Annotated in this window: 14 protein-coding genes; 11 read left to right on the top strand and 3 right to left on the bottom strand. The window is 62.1% G+C overall.

Annotation, left to right across the window (positions count from 1 at the left end):
• Window positions 1–4: 4 nt before the first annotated feature.
• Together BUS42_RS12230 and BUS42_RS12225 are read right to left on the bottom strand one after the other, a co-directional pair.
• Window positions 5–1,111 (bottom strand): phosphoribosyltransferase-like protein, encoded by a 1,107-nt coding sequence (locus tag BUS42_RS12230; RefSeq protein WP_074307153.1) that lies wholly within the window; start codon window positions 1,109–1,111, stop codon window positions 5–7.
• Entirely contained in the window at window positions 1,108–2,958 is a 1,851-nt protein-coding gene (locus BUS42_RS12225) for an HAD family hydrolase (protein ID WP_143206309.1), read from the bottom strand. The genes BUS42_RS12230 and BUS42_RS12225 overlap by 4 nt, the downstream gene beginning before the upstream one ends.
• A gap of 1,630 nt (window positions 2,959–4,588) precedes the next feature.
• On the opposite strand from BUS42_RS12225, the gene BUS42_RS12220 reads away from it, so the two are divergent.
• The 9 genes from BUS42_RS12220 (at window position 4,589) to BUS42_RS12180 (ending at window position 11,605) form a co-directional block, all read left to right on the top strand.
• Window positions 4,589–4,951, top strand: a complete 363-nt coding sequence (locus BUS42_RS12220) for a hypothetical protein (RefSeq protein WP_074307151.1) — start codon at window positions 4,589–4,591, stop codon at window positions 4,949–4,951.
• Between the two features lie 98 nt (window positions 4,952–5,049).
• A complete protein-coding gene (locus tag BUS42_RS12215) occupies window positions 5,050–5,244 on the top strand; it encodes a DUF2997 domain-containing protein (protein ID WP_074307150.1) in 195 nt (64 codons plus the stop codon).
• Between the two features lie 199 nt (window positions 5,245–5,443).
• The gene (locus BUS42_RS12210; protein WP_074307149.1) at window positions 5,444–5,833 is read left to right on the top strand and encodes a hypothetical protein; all 390 of its coding nucleotides are present in this window, start codon (window positions 5,444–5,446) and stop codon (window positions 5,831–5,833) included.
• 60 nt (window positions 5,834–5,893) lie between these two features.
• Window positions 5,894–7,387: an AAA family ATPase gene (locus BUS42_RS12205; protein ID WP_074307148.1), complete on the top strand. Its 1,494-nt coding sequence runs from the start codon at window positions 5,894–5,896 to the stop codon at window positions 7,385–7,387.
• Between the two features lie 275 nt (window positions 7,388–7,662).
• The gene (locus BUS42_RS12200) at window positions 7,663–8,637 is read left to right on the top strand and encodes a hypothetical protein (protein ID WP_254053456.1); all 975 of its coding nucleotides are present in this window, start codon (window positions 7,663–7,665) and stop codon (window positions 8,635–8,637) included.
• The gene (locus tag BUS42_RS12195; RefSeq protein WP_074307147.1) at window positions 8,637–8,882 is read left to right on the top strand and encodes a hypothetical protein; all 246 of its coding nucleotides are present in this window, start codon (window positions 8,637–8,639) and stop codon (window positions 8,880–8,882) included. The genes BUS42_RS12200 and BUS42_RS12195 overlap by 1 nt, the downstream gene beginning before the upstream one ends.
• Before the next feature lie 154 nt (window positions 8,883–9,036).
• A complete protein-coding gene (locus tag BUS42_RS12190) occupies window positions 9,037–9,309 on the top strand; it encodes a hypothetical protein (protein ID WP_074307146.1) in 273 nt (90 codons plus the stop codon).
• A gap of 157 nt (window positions 9,310–9,466) precedes the next feature.
• Window positions 9,467–11,023: a hypothetical protein gene (locus tag BUS42_RS12185; RefSeq protein WP_074307145.1), complete on the top strand. Its 1,557-nt coding sequence runs from the start codon at window positions 9,467–9,469 to the stop codon at window positions 11,021–11,023.
• A gap of 66 nt (window positions 11,024–11,089) precedes the next feature.
• Complete coding sequence (locus tag BUS42_RS12180; RefSeq protein WP_074307144.1) at window positions 11,090–11,605, top strand: hypothetical protein; 516 nt, start codon at window positions 11,090–11,092, stop codon at window positions 11,603–11,605.
• Window positions 11,606–11,754: 149 nt separating this feature from the next.
• On the opposite strand, the gene BUS42_RS12175 is transcribed toward BUS42_RS12180, so the two are convergent.
• Window positions 11,755–13,119, bottom strand: coding sequence for an IS701 family transposase (locus tag BUS42_RS12175; RefSeq protein ID WP_074304624.1), 1,365 nt, complete (start codon window positions 13,117–13,119; stop codon window positions 11,755–11,757).
• A 191-nt stretch (window positions 13,120–13,310) separates the two neighbouring features.
• On the opposite strand from BUS42_RS12175, the gene BUS42_RS12170 reads away from it, so the two are divergent.
• Together BUS42_RS12170 and BUS42_RS12165 are read left to right on the top strand one after the other, a co-directional pair.
• A complete protein-coding gene (locus BUS42_RS12170) occupies window positions 13,311–13,670 on the top strand; it encodes a hypothetical protein (protein ID WP_074307143.1) in 360 nt (119 codons plus the stop codon).
• 325 nt (window positions 13,671–13,995) lie between these two features.
• Window positions 13,996–15,210 (top strand): ISAzo13 family transposase, encoded by a 1,215-nt coding sequence (locus BUS42_RS12165; protein WP_074307112.1) that lies wholly within the window; start codon window positions 13,996–13,998, stop codon window positions 15,208–15,210.
• Window positions 15,211–15,398: the final 188 nt, after the last annotated feature.

Genomic DNA, 15,398 nt, shown 5'->3' with positions numbered 1-15,398 from the left:
GTGGCTAGACGTGCCGTTGGCGGCGACGGAACAATGGCCTCATCGCGTGCTTCTCATCCTTCTCTTCGGTCTCCGCCCAGAGGAGTGCGATCGAGTTATTCGGGGTGTTGTGGTCGAGGATCAGGGGCAGGCCACATTGTCCGAAACCGAACCTGGCGTTTCCTCCGCCTTTTTTCATATGCTCATTTTCAATGCTACCGTCATAGTAATCCTGAATCAGCTTCGCGAACTCAGGGTGGGTTTCGGGCGTAACCCGTGTCTCCGGCCCAAGGCTCATGCCCTGGCTGAAATCGATTTTCCCGAACCAACCAGATGCCCCGAAGCTTTGTCGCAGCTCCTCGCAGTGCGTCTGGACCTTCTCTTCAGATTTGTACGTTGAGATGTAATGGTGGACGCAGAGCGACCAGCCCTCTTCAAAGTGGGACTTCAGTACCTCGTCATTAGAAACGTCTTCCCAGAACCTCCAGAGCTTGCCCTTCCACCTCCCTTCCTCGTTCCGGAGGAGGGTCGTGCCGCTCGCCGTGAAATCGTCGACCAGGTAGACGATGGCGAATCTGTCGGCGGGGTCCTTCGTGACCTTGCGGAGGTCATTCAGCAGTTCGTCCCACTTTGCCTTGTTGATCCTGGGTGCGGTAACGATCTGCTCGTTGTTGATCATCCCGGCATTCGCCCTTCGGAAAATGTCGATCCTCCCCCCGTCGCTCAGCTCGATGAACAGGGTTTTTCGCAGCAACTTCTCGTATGTCTTCGTCGCCTCCGCGTTCGACCACACCTCGTACTGGGGGATGGCGTGGATCTCCGCGACCCGATTCAGCAACCGGGGCTGCACGGTCTCCGGGTAGAAAAGCTCGACGAGATGCCGCATTTCTGATGGGCTGATGAAGATGAGATCCTTGCGGATGAAATCGTAGGCGACGGCGCGGTCGGCTGGGGGAAATTGCTGCAACCAATCCGCAAGGGATTCGATGAATCGCATCCCGGCGAGGAAGTCCTGATAGTCGTCGTATTTCATCCGCGACATCAAGCGCAACCAGGCGAACTCTTTGCGGGCCGTGTCATCGTCCCAGGCCATGAGATTGCTGAGGCGTCCCAGGATGAAGTCCTGATTCATCGCCCGCTCCTTTTCAAAGGCATCGGGCCAAGTCGCAACCCCCCACGCGTCGCCTTGAGCCGGCGGATATACCCTAACGTCGCTTGCGCGCCGCGGTGTCCGGCAGGAGCGATGTTCCATCCGCCTCTCGGGTCCGGGGAAACCTCGTCGGCACTCAGCGCGTGGGCATGATCCAGCAGGGCGTAATCATTACCCGGCCATCGACCCCGATCGCCGATTCGCAAGACATGCTCTGATCCGGCGAGTTGCCTGACTTTCTCGACGACGGCAAGCTTGCTCGATTGAGGTGGCACGATATCAACCGAGTGGCCGGATCGGAGGGCGACAGCCTCGTTGCCGGCCAAGCCGAGCAGCACGGAATGAACGTATTCCCAGAGCGGCCCCGGGAAAAAACCCTCGGCCGGTTCGAGCGTAATCTGCTTGGAACGTATCGTCACCTTTGCCAGGCGGGAGATGAGGGGGTCGCGATCAAGCCTATCGACTACGTCTTTCAACTCGGGTCCGGCGACATCTGCGTCATCGGGGCAAGTATCGTCGCCGAGCATACCGATCTCGGCTCCGTTGTAATAGCCGATCACGACCCGATCCCAGAGCTTCTCGGGCAAGGCCTGCTGCAGGGACTTCCGAACAGACTTCCCCCGTCCGGTGGCGATTCCGATTCGGACCTGGCCGCGAAGGAGGCGGGCGAACTCGGCGGCCATCACCTCGGGCAGCGGGTCGAAGCGTTCCGACTCATGGCAGAGCGTCCCGTCGTAGTCCAAGGCAAGGCCGCAGAAGACCGTCTCGTAGAGCGCGGAACATGCGGCCTGATATGCCTGACGCCAATCGTCCAGGCGAGCGGTTCGTGTGAGATCGGCGACCTTCACGCGGGCCTTCCGTTCGATAATCAGTCGCTCTTCCCTCGGCAACGGGTCATCGTCTTGGGGAGCCTTGTAGACGTTCAAGTGGTAAATATCTCGGCCGAATGACGGAACGCCGGGGTCGCCCGGGTCGATGCCGCGTGATCGACCTACGCTCGCTGCGAGGAAAAAACCGCGAGCCATCGCGGACAGCCCCGCCAGCCAACCGGCGTAGGGCACATCGAGGCGTACGATCGGGACGTCTGGCGGGATGAGGGCGAGCATCGACTCGGCGATAGAACGATCGTCGTCGCAGATGATCGCCAAGACAGCCGAGCCGGTCCTTCGCTTTGCGATCCAGTGATGCCTGCCGTGCGCGAAATGGCGGTAGTCGGCCAACTGAACCGATCCAAGGGCGGCCTCTGTGAGCTTCGATTCGATGTCTACGGCTGCGGGTAGCGTCGACGGACCGTGCAGGACGATGAGCGTCTCCCGCTCCCAGAGCCCTCCGCATCGGTTGTCGATCTGGTCGGGGCGACTCCAGGATCTATCGCCGATGAGTTTGTCGAAAGACCGAGGCAGGGAAGATGCCGACGAACCAACTGATGCGGTATAAGCGCGAGCGAGGAGGACCGAGAACGCCAGGAGCGAGTTCACGGCCAGGAACCCATCCTTGCCGCAGGGTAAGACGAATTCGTGGAGGTCGACGAAGCGGTGTTTGGCGGCGAGCGAAGCCAACGGCGACTCCTGCGTCGCGCACCAGATCATCAGGCTCCTCGGCTCCTCCGAGACCAGATGGCGGAATGTGCCGAGGACGTCCGGGTTCTTGCCGCCTGCGGTGGGGATGAAAATCCCGAGGTCGCGGAGATCGGTCGGAGCCGAAACAAGTTGGAGCGGGGTCATGGCCTGGGCCATCCGCCGCGTATGGGCTCCATGCAAGGCGCAGGCGAAGTGGGCGGCAGTGTACGAGCCGCCCGATCCAGCAGCGATCAGGGGTAGATTACTCAACGCCCGGACCGAACGGATGACTCCGTCCAGGGGCAGCTGGGATGCCCACTCAAACGTTCCCGACAGGGAAGCAAGTTCTTCCGCAAAGGGTTTGCCCACAATCGGATTCCATGAGTGAGCGGGTTCACGTGGGGACCGGAAACACCGCGCTTCCATCAAGGAACCGTCTGAGCGTCACCCTCCCCGCCATTCATAGACTCAGCAGGCATCAGCCGCTCAGCCAAGGCGCATAACTATTGTATCGACCGCGAGAGCGTTCGACTTTGGGTGCATCGCCGCCTTTGATGGAATTTTGGACAGCGATCGAATTCGGTTAGTCGCGAGACAATCTCTTACTTCCTGTTTGACGCATTTTCTCCAAATTAACAGTGCCGTGTAGTTGTTCTCCCGACGCAGGTTCAATTCCTCCCGCCTCCAACCTCTCTTCCGGGACTGCCCTACCTCGGGCCAATTCCATGATCGCCGCCCTGACGGAAGGCGTCAGGCGGTGCCAGTTTCCACAAGCTCGCGGAGAGACTCGTCCTCCGGACACCCATCCGACAGGCTAACGCAGCTGTCTACGCAAGCGCAATCTAATAAACGGCTTGCGTCAACGGAGTCTCGAGTGCAATTCCCGCCGTCCCTTCGCTTTGCTCGTTTTCGAATTGCTGCTTGCGTCGATATTCCTGGAGGGATGGCCAAGGAGTGGTCAATCGCCTATTCGGAGGTGAAACCACCGCAGTGGTCGTAGAGAGAATCCAAAGCTCGCCCACGACGGGCAAAACCTGAACCCGCCGTCACGAAGCAGTGGCAGAGCATTCGTATCCATTGCGTTGCCTAGAGAGACGAACGTGACGAGCTGGGGGATGCCATACTCCACCCAACGTGCCGTCGATCGCTCCAAGCATTACGACCGACTCCCGTGTGTTCCTGACGCTTGGAGCGTTGTCGTCGCGAGTGGTTAACGACTCCGAAACCAACGCTGTCAAACTGGGGGATCTGGTCCAAGGTCAGGTAATCGTGATCGTTGACCGGGAAGTCGATGCCCTCAAGGAGGCGTCCAAGTCATGTTTCTTGAGCCACGGAACGGCCACCTTACGTGCGACGTGCTGGAATCCTCTAACGCCAGGACGACGACCTTGTCCGGGATCGGGTTCAGTGCGAGGGCAGGGGGACGGCGAGAGTGAGGTGATCCGCAGATTCCGCAAGAACATGGGACTGGTCCCTAAGATGAGAGGCCAAGTGACTCATGTCAAGGTGCCCACGTGGAGTGGACCAGTTTCCAGGAAGGAAAGTCTGTCACGGCGATGTAGCAACACTTTCGTCCTGGATCCTGTGACTCGACGGCCGACTTCGACCGGGACGACCGATACTTCCCAGCCAGAGCAGCGAGTTCGGCGCGATTAGATCCGCGGTCGATCGAGTCAGACCAAAACCTCTCACACTTCCCATCCCAAGAGGGATCGAGCGGGCGTGATCGCCCGCCGTTGCCTAAATATCTAGCTTAAACGTGTCATTATAAGAGTGGACAGCTAGCCATCAGGGCGGTGCCCAAGCCCTCGTCATCTGGTCGGCAAGGACCGGAAGGACGATCCGGCTTCTCCACACTCCACGTCGTCCCCCGGTTCCACTCTTGAAGGGAGATACGTTCATGAGCCACATCGTCACCATTGCCACGAAGGTCAAGGATCACAGCGCCGTCCTCGCCGCCTGCCAGCGACTGGAGTTGTCCGAACCGGTCCATGGCACCGCCACACTCTTCAGCAGCGAGGCATCTGGCCTGCTCGTCAAGCTGTCCGAATGGGTCTACCCGGTCGTCATTGACACGGTCACCGGTCAGGTCGCCTACGACAACTTTGAGGGATCGTGGGGCGACCCGAAGCAACTCGACCGCTTCTTGCAAATCTACGCTGTCGAGAAGGCCAAGCTGGAAGCGAGAAAGAAGGGCTATTCGGTCAGCGAGCAGTCCCTGAACGACGGCAGCATCAAGCTTCAGATCATCGAGGCCCGTTGAGCCCGTCGTATTCAAAACCGGATTTGAGATTGATCGCCTTTGCTTGGCGGATACGGCTCACGTCTCATTGACCCATCATCGAACCGGAGAGAACGACCATGCCCCGGATCATCGAGGTCACGGTGTCGCCACGCGGCGTGGCGACCGTGCAGACCACAGGGTTCACCGGCGCCGACTGCCTGGCCGCGAGTCGGTTCCTGGAGCAGGCTCTCGGCGTCACGACGACCGAGCGAAAGACCGCCGAGTTCTATCAGGGCCAGCAGGCCGAGCAATCCGTTCCTCAGGCCCAGTGATGAAGCCGACCCGACCCGCTTTTGAGTCGAAGCAACCGACGAAGATCGATTCCCGGTGACAGAAGTTGTAGATCTTTCTCTATTATTTCCCTCTCAGAATTCTGTGAGCCAGAAAGAACAGGAAAAGAAGTGCAACTACTGTCACTCCACCCTCGACTTGCTTGCGAACGGCTCGTCCCCATCCTCTGGGAGTCCGACGATGCCCGATGCCGACGTCCCGTCCCCGGCCCTGGCGCTGATCGAACTCATCGCCACGGCCATCCGCAACGAACTGGGCGCTGAGATCGACGCTTACCCCGGCCAGCGACAGCCCGAGCGGGCCGATCCCTTGAATCGGGCGTTCCGCGCGGTGGTCCGTGCAATTGTGCGCCATATCACCGGTCTCGATGTCTCGCCCGATCTCGTCTCACTGACTTTGCTCCAGGTCACCCAGCGTCGGTTGACGTCGGAGGGCTGGGATGAACGTCAGGTCCGATTCCTTATCGACCAGGAGCCGGGCCATCCCGATGACTGGTTGACGTTCCTGCTCCTGAGCTCCCGGCCCCAGATCGAACCCCTGCTTGATCCCGACGCTTCCAACCAGGTCTGATCGCCCGCCTGTCGTTCACTTCTCGATCACCCGATTCCCCCATCAACCCAGGAGCCCCTCATGACGCTCAGCGAGCGGTTGCAGGAACTGGTGCGCGCCGCGTTCAGCGGCATCTACGTCCAGTCGTTCGAGCACGACGACGCGATCATGGAGATCGCCCGCCTCTGTCGCGGCGAGGGCTGGAACCTCGCCACCTGGGACATCGACCGCGGCCTGTCCCTGGCCGGCCAGAACGAGATCAGCACCGCCGTCCCGGCGACCGATCCCCTGGCGGCGATTCGCGCCCTCGGGACCCTGGCCACGGCCGATGGCACGGTGCTCATCGTGCTCAGGAATTTCCATCGGTTCCTGAATTCGGTCGAGGTCGTCCAGGCCCTCGACTCGCAGATCAACGCCGGCAAGCAGAACCGGACGTTCGTCGTCATCCTCGCCCCGGTTGTGCAGATCCCGATCGAGCTGGAGCGGCAACTCGTCGTCGTGGAGCACGAGCTCCCCGACCGCGACCAGCTGCTCCGGATCGCCCGGGGCATCGCCACCGAGCCAGGTGAGTTGCCCGAGGGAGAACAGCTGGAACGCACTCTCACGGCCGCCGCCGGCATGACCCGGATGGAGGCGGAGAACGCGCTCAGCCTGGCCCTGGTCCGGCACGGCCGGGTCGTCCCCGACGTGATCTGGGACATGAAGGTGCAGGGGCTCAAGAAGTCCGGCCTCCTCGAGATGCACCGGGGGACCGAGACGTTCCACGGCCTAGGGGGCCTGGAGCACATGAAGTCTTTCTGCCTGCGGGCGTTGCGCAGTCGCTCGCGAAAAGCCGAGCCGCGGGGCATCCTGATCCTGGGCGTGCCCGGCACCGGCAAGTCGGAGTTCGCAAAGCGGCTGGGCAATGAGGTGGGATTTCCCACGATCCTCGTCGACCTCGGGCACCTGAAAGGAAGCCTGGTCGGCGAGAGTGAACGACGGACACGTCAGGCGCTGCGTCAGCTCTCGGCCACAGCGCGGAACATCGCATTCTTCGACGAGATCGAGAAGATGGCCTCGGGAGTCCAGTCCAGCGGCCAGTCCGACGGCGGCGTCTCCGCCGGCCAGTTCGGAAGTATTATCACATATATGTCCGATCATTCGGGCGAGTCGTTCTTCATCTTCACGGCGAACGACATCTCGAAGCTTCCCCCCGAGTTCACCAGGGCCGAACGGCTCGATGCGATCTTCTTCGTCGACCTCCCCGGTCCCAGCGAGAAGAGAGCGATCTGGGAGATTTACATCCAAACCTTCGAGCTCGATCCCGCTCAGCGAATGCCGCGCGACGATTCCTGGACCGGCGCCGAGATCAAGGCATGCTGCCGGCTGGCGTCCCTGCTCGATGTCCCGCTGATCGAGGCGGCGACCAACATCGTCCCGGTCGCCGTCACGGCGGGCGAGTCGATCGAGCGATTGCGGCAGTGGGCGTCGGGCCGCTGCCTCTGCGCCGATCGCCCCGGCCTGTTCACCCGCGGCGGCGACGTCACGGGCAAGACGGGCCGCAAAGTCAACCGCAGCGATCCCTCGGTCAACTGATCCGGATCGCAAGCACCTGATCACTAAAAAACAATGACCGAACAACAGGCTAAAAACAAGCGAAACGTCGAGATGCTATCGGAGGCTTGCCTGACAGTGTTTTTTCGAGGTTGAAGGCCGCAAACGCTTGCGGGTAAGCCTCTGGCGGACTCTCAAGAATCATCGAGTTTCTAGCCTGTTGTTCGGTCATTGCTAAAAAAAGGGCCGGTGGGGGAGAGCGATCTCCCTCTTCGGCCTTTTCGCATTTCTCCCCGTTCCTTCCCTCACGGGAGACCATGATGATGAGTACCGCGAGCTTGCTCGACCGGGCTGAGACCCAATCCCTGACCACGGCCACCACCCGGCTCCGGACCATGATGGCGGCCGTCCGCGTCTCATTCACCTGGTTCGGGGTGCAGAAGTCGCTCACACCCCAGCAGAAGGCGCAGGCCGCCGAGAGCTTCGACGCCGAGGGCCAGTTCCTCTCGGCGACCAAGAAGCTGATCGACACCAAGCATCCCGCGTTCCGCGCCGTCACCGCGATCCGCGGCAAGATCGACCAGTTCTGGAAGGGGCAAAGCCTGCCGTTCCCCGAACCGGGTGTGCGGCTGATCAAGCAGGATCAGCTCGAACCGTTCGCCCGCCAGATCGATGATCTCCGGGTCGAGCTGACCGACGCCGTCGCCGAGCTGGATCGCCACTTCGACGAGCTCAAGCGGGCGGCCCGGCAGCGGCTCGGATCGCTCTACAACAGCGACGATTATCCCGCCACCCTGGAGGGCCTGTTCGAGGTCGCCTACGACTTCCCGAGCGTCGAGCCTCCCGGCTATCTCGTGGCGTTGTCGCCCCAGCTCTACGAGCAGGAGCAGGCCCGGGTCTCGTCGCGGTTCGAGGAGGCGGTGCGACTGGCCGAGGAGGTGTTCCTGGGCGAGTTCGGCCGACTCGTGGCCCATCTTAGCGAACGGCTCAGCGGCAGCAACGACGATGGAACGACCAAGGTGTTTCGCGACTCGGCGATCACCAACCTCACCGAGTTTTTTCAGCGGTTCCAGCAGCTCAACGTCCGCTCCAATGCGCAGCTTGACGCGTTGGTGTCCGAAGCCCAGCAGATCGTGCGTGGGGTCGGCCCGCAACAGCTCCGGGACAGTGGCTCGCTCCGCCAGCGGGTCACATCGGATCTGACCCGGGTGCAGTCGGCACTCGACGACCTGCTGGTGGATCGACCGCGACGGCGGATCGTCCGCGGCGCCGTGCCGCGGGAGGAGTCGTGATGCAGCTCGTCGTCACGACGTCTGGTGAAGTTCGCTGCCTCTACACCGAGGTCATCGACCTGATGACCCTGGGTTCCCCGACCATCACCCGGGCCAGCCACGTCGAGCCCGACTCCGAAGGCCGCTGGCACGCCGACCTTCGCCCCGTGAACGGACCGGTGCTCGGTCCGTTCGAGCGGCGGGGCGAGGCGCTCGACGAGGAGCAGGCCTGGATCGAGGCCCACTGGCTCGGTCACGGCTCCTGAGACCGCTCTCGGCTTCTCTCGCCTCGATCGTCTACATCACCGTGATTCGTCGTCACTCGTCTATCCAACCTCAAACCAGGCCCCGCGCGTTGCAACCCGCGGGGCCCGAGGGGCTGCGCGGGCGCGACGCGCCTTCCCCCGGAAGGAACGTTCCATGACCCAGCGTCAGCTGGAGAGCGCCGTGGCCGACGCCACCGGCGAGTCCCTCGATCTGGTCCAGGATTTCGGCTTCAGTCTCGTCTCGCCCGATCGCGACGACCTCGAACCCGAAGACGTCGTCCTGGCGGTCGTATGTCCATCGTGTCGTCGCGCCGTCTCGTATCCCGGTCCGACTCGGGACGGCTCGCTCCCGCTGGCCGAATGTGTGCCCTGCGACCTCTACTTCGCGATCGAGTCCAACGCGATCCGTGTCGGCGTGGCGGAGTGATTGTCGCGGCCAGGGATGACTTCGAATCTGGATATCCCATGCCTCGCCGTCTCCGAGTCCGGGTGCGCTCCGCCGGACACCGTGACCGGCAGCCGATCCCGGCTCGTGCCGGACGGCATCGATCTTCGTTCACTCACTTTTTGAGGAGTTCGTCCCCATGATCACGATCACTCGCCATCAGGTCCGCCGCCTCCGTGGTGTCTTTCGTCGCCACGTTCTGGGAATCACTCACCGCGGCTCGATCCCGCCCATGGTCCTTTGCGCCGACGGGACGCAACTGCGGGCGCAATATCAGTACGCCACGCTTGCCATCGAATCGACGCTATCCCTGGCTTCCGCTTCGCAGGAGACGGTCGCGCTACCCCTGGAGGCGCTGGCCGAATTCGAGGGCCGCGACGACTCGTCCGTGGTGCTCGAGGCCCTTACGTCTGACCGGATCGTGGTCCGCTGGACGGACCATGGCGTCCCCCAGACGCGGGAGTATGCCGTCCCGGCACTCGACACCCTGAAACCGTTCCCCGCACCGCCCGCTGACTGGGCGACGCTTCCGGCCGGGATCCTCACGACCCTGGCCGAGGCGTCCGACACGGCATCGGAGGATGTCACCCGTTACGCCCTGAACTGCATCCAGCTCCGTGGTGGCCCCGGCGCGGTTGCCGCCACCGATGGCCACCAGCTCCTGATCCGCGGCGGCTTCCGTTTCCCCTGGACCGAGGATCTCCTGATTCGCGATTCGCTGCTCTTCTCCTGCCCGGCACTTCCCCAAGATCTGCCGGTTTCGATCTGCCGGACCGAATCTCACGTCGTGCTCGGAGACGGCCCCTGGACGCTGTTCCTGGAGATCCAGACCGGGGTGCGATTCCCGGCCCTGGACCACATCATCCCGGACACCACGGTGGCCGCTACTCGCTTGTGCCTCGATCCCGAGGATGCCCGCTTCCTGGGCCAGGCGCTCGACCGGCTGCCCGGTGCCGCCGAGTCGGACTCGCCGGTCACGCTGGAACTGAACGGCAAGGTCGCGATCCGGGCCCGGGGAGCGGATCAGGCGGCGGCGACCGAGCTGGTCCTGGCTCGCTCCGGTTACACCGGCGCTCCGGTCCGACTCAACACGAACCGGGAGTTCCTGAGCCGGGCGTTGCAGCTCGGATTCACCGAGATCGTGATAGTTGATGCCGGATCGCCGCTGGTCTGTCGCGATCGCGAGTTCGTCTTCTGCTGGCAACCGCTGGCGAAGGATTCGGCGATCGCGGCGAGCGACGACGCCATCCGGATCGAATCCTCCTCCGCGATCATCCCGACGTGCGTCAGCGACGAGAGGACATCCCCTCCCATCGTCAACCCGACGTCCATCAGCGACGAAGCGGGGCTGGCTCCGGGCGTCGAGGTCACCCGGATCGAATCCACCCCCAACATCGCCCCGACGTCCGCCCGCGAGGACATCCTACCTGAAGCGAGGATCGCCATGGGACCGACCAGAGCAACCACAAAGATTCACGAACCAACTCGCAGCAGCGCCGCGACGGAGAACCAGGACCCCGTCGGACTGTCGGCCTTGATCCAGGAGGCCGAATCGTTGTACCAGACGCTGACCGATGCCCGTTCACGGGCCGGCCGGCTGGTCGTCGCCCTGCGCCGGCATCGCCGCCGCGAACGACTCGTGAGTTCGACCCTGGCATCGATCCGGGCGCTGAAACTCCAGGACATCGCCGGATAGGCGATCGGTCGTTTTCGCACCTCCTCAACCGACTCAAGTCACTCCCCAACAACGAAGGAGATCCTCATGCCCCTGCGACTCAACGTCGGGGTCTCGAAGAAGCTCGGCCTGCCTGAATACTCGAGCGTCGGTGCGAGTTGCAACCTGGAGCTCGAGGTCGACTCGATGCTGATTCATACCGACCTCGACGGCCTGCACGAGCAGATTCGCGGTGCCTTCGTCACGGCCCGGCAGGCGGTCAACGACGAACTGGCCCGGTTGCAAACCCAGGCGGCCCTGGCGGTCGCCACTCACGCCGGAGCGACGAACGGGCGAGTCCATGGATCGGGGGCTTCCATCAACGAGGCACCAACGAAACCGAACGGAAGTCGTGTCCGGACCAACGGCACCGGCTCCCGGCCTCACTCCGCCAAGCCCGCGACCGCTAACCAGGTGCGCGCCATCGTCGCGATCGCCCAGCGGCAGCGCGCCGACCTGGAGGGCCTGTTACGCGACGAGTACCACGTGGAGCGGCCCGAAGACCTGTCGCTCGCCCAGGCCAGCGCGTTCATCGACCAGCTCAGGATCACCAGCGAAGTCTGAGCTCGCTCCCGTGATCTCGGCTCCATGCCTTCTAAGTTCAAGTTTCGCATAAACAGGGACGGATCGGGAGCGGCCCGAGGCCTGTTATCGACCCCGGCGACCCCTTGATCAAGTGCGAGTGAGGGCCGAAATCTCCGGCCGATGTCGGCTCAGCCCGCGCGGCTGAGAAACTCGGTGAGCTGCGCAATCCAGGCTTTTAGGTCATACCGGTTGGATAGCGCTCCCTCGGTTTTCTCCTCATAGCTGACCCGCCTCAAGGTCGTCAGCAGGTCGGCAAACGAGGCCTCTTGCTTCTTCGGATACCACGGGCGGACCGGAAAACGAAGAAATCGATGACCGGTCTGGTGGAACCAAACCACCACCAAGCTGTAGAGAAACAACGCCATCGGCGCGGTTCGCTCGATGGCCTTGGGGAGGCGATTGGCGGGATCCTCGAGGCCGAGAAGTTGCTTGGTATTTTCAAAAGTACATTCGATTGCCCAACGGTACGAGTAGGCCGAGAGAATCTGCGGGACGGTCCAATCGAGCTTGGTGCAGTAGAACATCTGATCGGGACGTTTCCCCTGGAGGTCACGCACCAAGACGATCGTCAGGAGTCGGTCCTTGCCGGCCTTGTAGTAGAGGGCCTGGATCGTCTTGACCGCCAAGCTGGCATGGAGCCCGAACTGGTCAAAGTCGTGTGGGGTCCAGGGTTGATTCGCATCCTCGGCCCACTCCTTCATGCCGGGGAGGCGCTGGCCTTTCTTGCGGGGCGCCCCTTTGGATTTCTCCTCCTTGGGAGGCGCTGGCTCATAGAGGGCCCCCTTGGGATGGACATGGCTAATGAGATGGACCGTGGGCGGAAGTTGGCCGAGGATGCTCTGGCCCCCATAGGCGCTGTCGCCGGTGATGACGATCTCGTCGTCGGGGAACCAGTCCGCCGCCAAGTGGATCAATTCCATCGCGAGTTCGGGGCGGGTGCGATGATTGGGATCGGGCTTTGCCTTTTTCTTTTTCTGGTTCTTTTTGCCCTTGGTTAAGCCTTGGCGGTTGACATAGAGCCGCATGGCGATGGGCAAGGCAAAGACTTTGGTCGGTGCCCAGAACGGGTGGACGACGATCAGGCAGAGGACGACCCAGTCGTGTCCCCAACTGACGAGAGCTTTGGCTCGACTGGAGATGAGTGGGTCGTAGTGCATGCCGGCGCCGTAGAGGGTGAGTCCGCGTTTTCGGCAGAGGGTGTCGTCGACGGCCCAGTAAAAAGTGGCGCCCGGTGCGAGGATGGAGACGACAAGCTTGGCCAGGGACATCGAGAAGTGATCGAGGTCCCAAGCGGCATGGCTGAAGAAGCGATGGAAGCGTGACCAATGTCCGATGCCAACCTGGCCGCTGGAGAAGATGAGTTCGGTAATATAGCGGTGGCGATTCGAGAGGATCCAGCCGGAGGCGATCAAGGTGAAGGTGTGGAAGGAGGGATTGGTGAAGACGGGTGTGAATTGCTGTAGCAAGAGGAGGAAGGAGGGTGTAAGTTCCATGGGTCGGCGTCCTGTGTCAGGGGAAATTGTTCGGTGTAAGGCCCAAACAATTTGCCAAAAACTGACAGAGACGCCGACGTTTTTTTTGGAGCCCTATTGAATCTACAAGTCGGAATTTGACATTTGGGAAAAGTGCGAAACTTGAACTAAGCTTCCCTCTCCAAACCATCATCATGAGCGAGGAGCGGTACATGCCACACAACCATCGTCATCAACGCGGACGTCGGCCAGGTCGTCGTCGGGGCGGGCCCGGCAGAAGGCCAACCAACGGCCTGTCGGCTCGTCACACCACTGCCGCGGGAGCGGTCATCCCTCACGGCTATACCGAGGGGGCCTGGGGTTCGTTCCACCGGGTGATCCTTCCGTTGCGGGGCCGGGACAAGCGGCTGTTCTTCAACCGCGTCAGCGACTGGGGCGTTGCCGCCGCAGGCCTGCTCGGCGCCATCATCGGCTTCGCCGCGCTGGGGGTGCTCGGCGCTTTCCTCGGCCTCGGGGGTGCCGTGATGCTCTGCGACCAGGCGATGGTCCGAGGTCGCTATATCCGCCGGTGAGGATTGGATGCCAGGCCGACGGCTGGGAGGACTCTCGTCCCGGTCATGATGTCCACGAGCCTGTGGCCCGAAGCTCGGTCGATCCACCGCACGATCCGGCAGCCTCCCTTCACGGGTGGGCGGCCGGTCGGGTGGGGATCGACCGTCTGGTTTTCGGCAGAAATCGCTACATCCTCGCCGCTTTTCTTTAGCCATCAGGAGGGAACTCAGGGGCGAGGGTGGTCAACGTCAAATTTTCCTAGCGCTCGCCAGTTGGTGCGCCGGGTTAGGCGGCTCGCCAAAATAACCTATCCAAAATATAGCGTGCCTAGTTAGCATGAACAATATGGCTGATTCTGACGCCAACATCATCTCCGAGAAGTACACGACACTCGCGCCGTTACTTGACGAGCGGGCACGGCGATTGTGGGCGGCCACCGAGGCACGGGCGATCGGATGGGGTGGCATATCGAGGGTTTCCGAGGCGACCGGATTGTCTCGCATCACGATTCGGACGGGTCTGGATGAACTGCACTCCACGCCCGATGAGCATCCCGAGAGGGTCCGCAAATTGGGAGGTGGCCGCAATGCCCTCGCTGACCATGACCCGAAGCTCCTCGATGCCCTGGAGACCCTGGTCGATCCGGCCACGCGAGGCGATCCGATGTCGCCCCTGCGATGGACCTCCAAGAGCGCCGACAAGCTGGCCAGGGAACTCGCAGCGAGTGGACATCCCGTCAGTGAGCGGACGGTCAACCGTTTGCTGCACGCCCTCGGGTATAGCCTCCAGTCCAACCGGAAGACCGTTGAGGGGAAGGATCATCCGGACCGGGATGCCCAGTTCCGTCATATCAACCGACGCGTGATGGCGTTCCAGCGGAGGGGCCAGCCCGTCGTCTCGGTGGACACCAAGAAGAAAGAACACGTGGGAAATTACCGGAATTCTGGCCGCGAATGGGAGCCCGAAGGCAGGCCGCGGCAGGTTAAGTCCAAGGATTTCCCCGACAAGAAACTGGGCAAGGTCATTCCGTACGGGGTCTACGACCCGACGGACAACACCGGTTGGGTCGGCGTGGGGATCGATCACGACACCGCCGAGTTTGCCGTCGAGACTCTGAGGCGATGGTGGAGGCGGATGGGAATTCGGGCCTACCCCGGCGCGAGCGAACTGCTGATCATGGCCGACGGCGGGGGCTCCAACGGGACCCGAAGTCGTCTCTGGAAATGGGAACTCCAGGGACTGGCCGACGAGATCGGGTTGAAGATTTCGGTGTGCCATTTCCCACCGGGGACCAGCAAGTGGAACAAGATTGAGCACCGGATGTTCTGCCACATCACCGAGAACTGGCGTGGTAGACCACTTGTGAGTCGCGAGGTCGTCGTGAACTTGATCGGGCACACGACGACGAAACAAGGGCTTTCGATCCATTCGGAGCTGGACACCACCACCTACCCGCTTGGGCAAAAAGTGACGGACGAGCAGATGGATAGTCTGCATATTAGGAAGGATAAGTTCCACGATGAGTGGAACTATACAATCACCCCAATTCCGAAACTATAAATTGTATATGTTATTTTGGCGAGCCTCCTTAGCGATCAAGCGGCCTCGCGAACCGGTTCTGGCATCGGTCGTTCGGGCAACTCACGAACGCGACGCCACTCGTCCAGTTCACCGTTCCGTCTGGCGGCTTCCAACGCGGCCAATGCCAATACACCCGACGGCGACCAGCTCATCCCACGGTGCTTGGG

It is taken from the genome of Singulisphaera sp. GP187 (genome assembly GCF_900129635.1).
GTDB lineage: Bacteria > Planctomycetota > Planctomycetia > Isosphaerales > Isosphaeraceae > Singulisphaera.
Note: the sequence above shows the minus strand (reverse complement) of the source record. Positions and strands in the feature narration are given on the sequence as shown.

Coding starts and splice junctions, on each gene's coding strand:
- BUS42_RS12215 (WP_074307150.1), top strand. CDS start 5,050: ATGCCCCGGATCATCGAGGTCACGGTGTCGCCACGCGGCGTGGCGACC.
- BUS42_RS12190 (WP_074307146.1), top strand. CDS start 9,037: ATGACCCAGCGTCAGCTGGAGAGCGCCGTGGCCGACGCCACCGGCGAG.
- BUS42_RS12170 (WP_074307143.1), top strand. CDS start 13,311: ATGCCACACAACCATCGTCATCAACGCGGACGTCGGCCAGGTCGTCGT.
- BUS42_RS12230 (WP_074307153.1), bottom strand. CDS start 1,111: ATGAATCAGGACTTCATCCTGGGACGCCTCAGCAATCTCATGGCCTGG.
- BUS42_RS12210 (WP_074307149.1), top strand. CDS start 5,444: ATGCCCGATGCCGACGTCCCGTCCCCGGCCCTGGCGCTGATCGAACTC.
- BUS42_RS12175 (WP_074304624.1), bottom strand. CDS start 13,119: ATGGAACTTACACCCTCCTTCCTCCTCTTGCTACAGCAATTCACACCC.
- BUS42_RS12180 (WP_074307144.1), top strand. CDS start 11,090: ATGCCCCTGCGACTCAACGTCGGGGTCTCGAAGAAGCTCGGCCTGCCT.
- BUS42_RS12185 (WP_074307145.1), top strand. CDS start 9,467: ATGATCACGATCACTCGCCATCAGGTCCGCCGCCTCCGTGGTGTCTTT.
- BUS42_RS12205 (WP_074307148.1), top strand. CDS start 5,894: ATGACGCTCAGCGAGCGGTTGCAGGAACTGGTGCGCGCCGCGTTCAGC.
- BUS42_RS12200 (WP_254053456.1), top strand. CDS start 7,663: ATGATGATGAGTACCGCGAGCTTGCTCGACCGGGCTGAGACCCAATCC.
- BUS42_RS12220 (WP_074307151.1), top strand. CDS start 4,589: ATGAGCCACATCGTCACCATTGCCACGAAGGTCAAGGATCACAGCGCC.
- BUS42_RS12165 (WP_074307112.1), top strand. CDS start 13,996: ATGGCTGATTCTGACGCCAACATCATCTCCGAGAAGTACACGACACTC.
- BUS42_RS12195 (WP_074307147.1), top strand. CDS start 8,637: ATGCAGCTCGTCGTCACGACGTCTGGTGAAGTTCGCTGCCTCTACACC.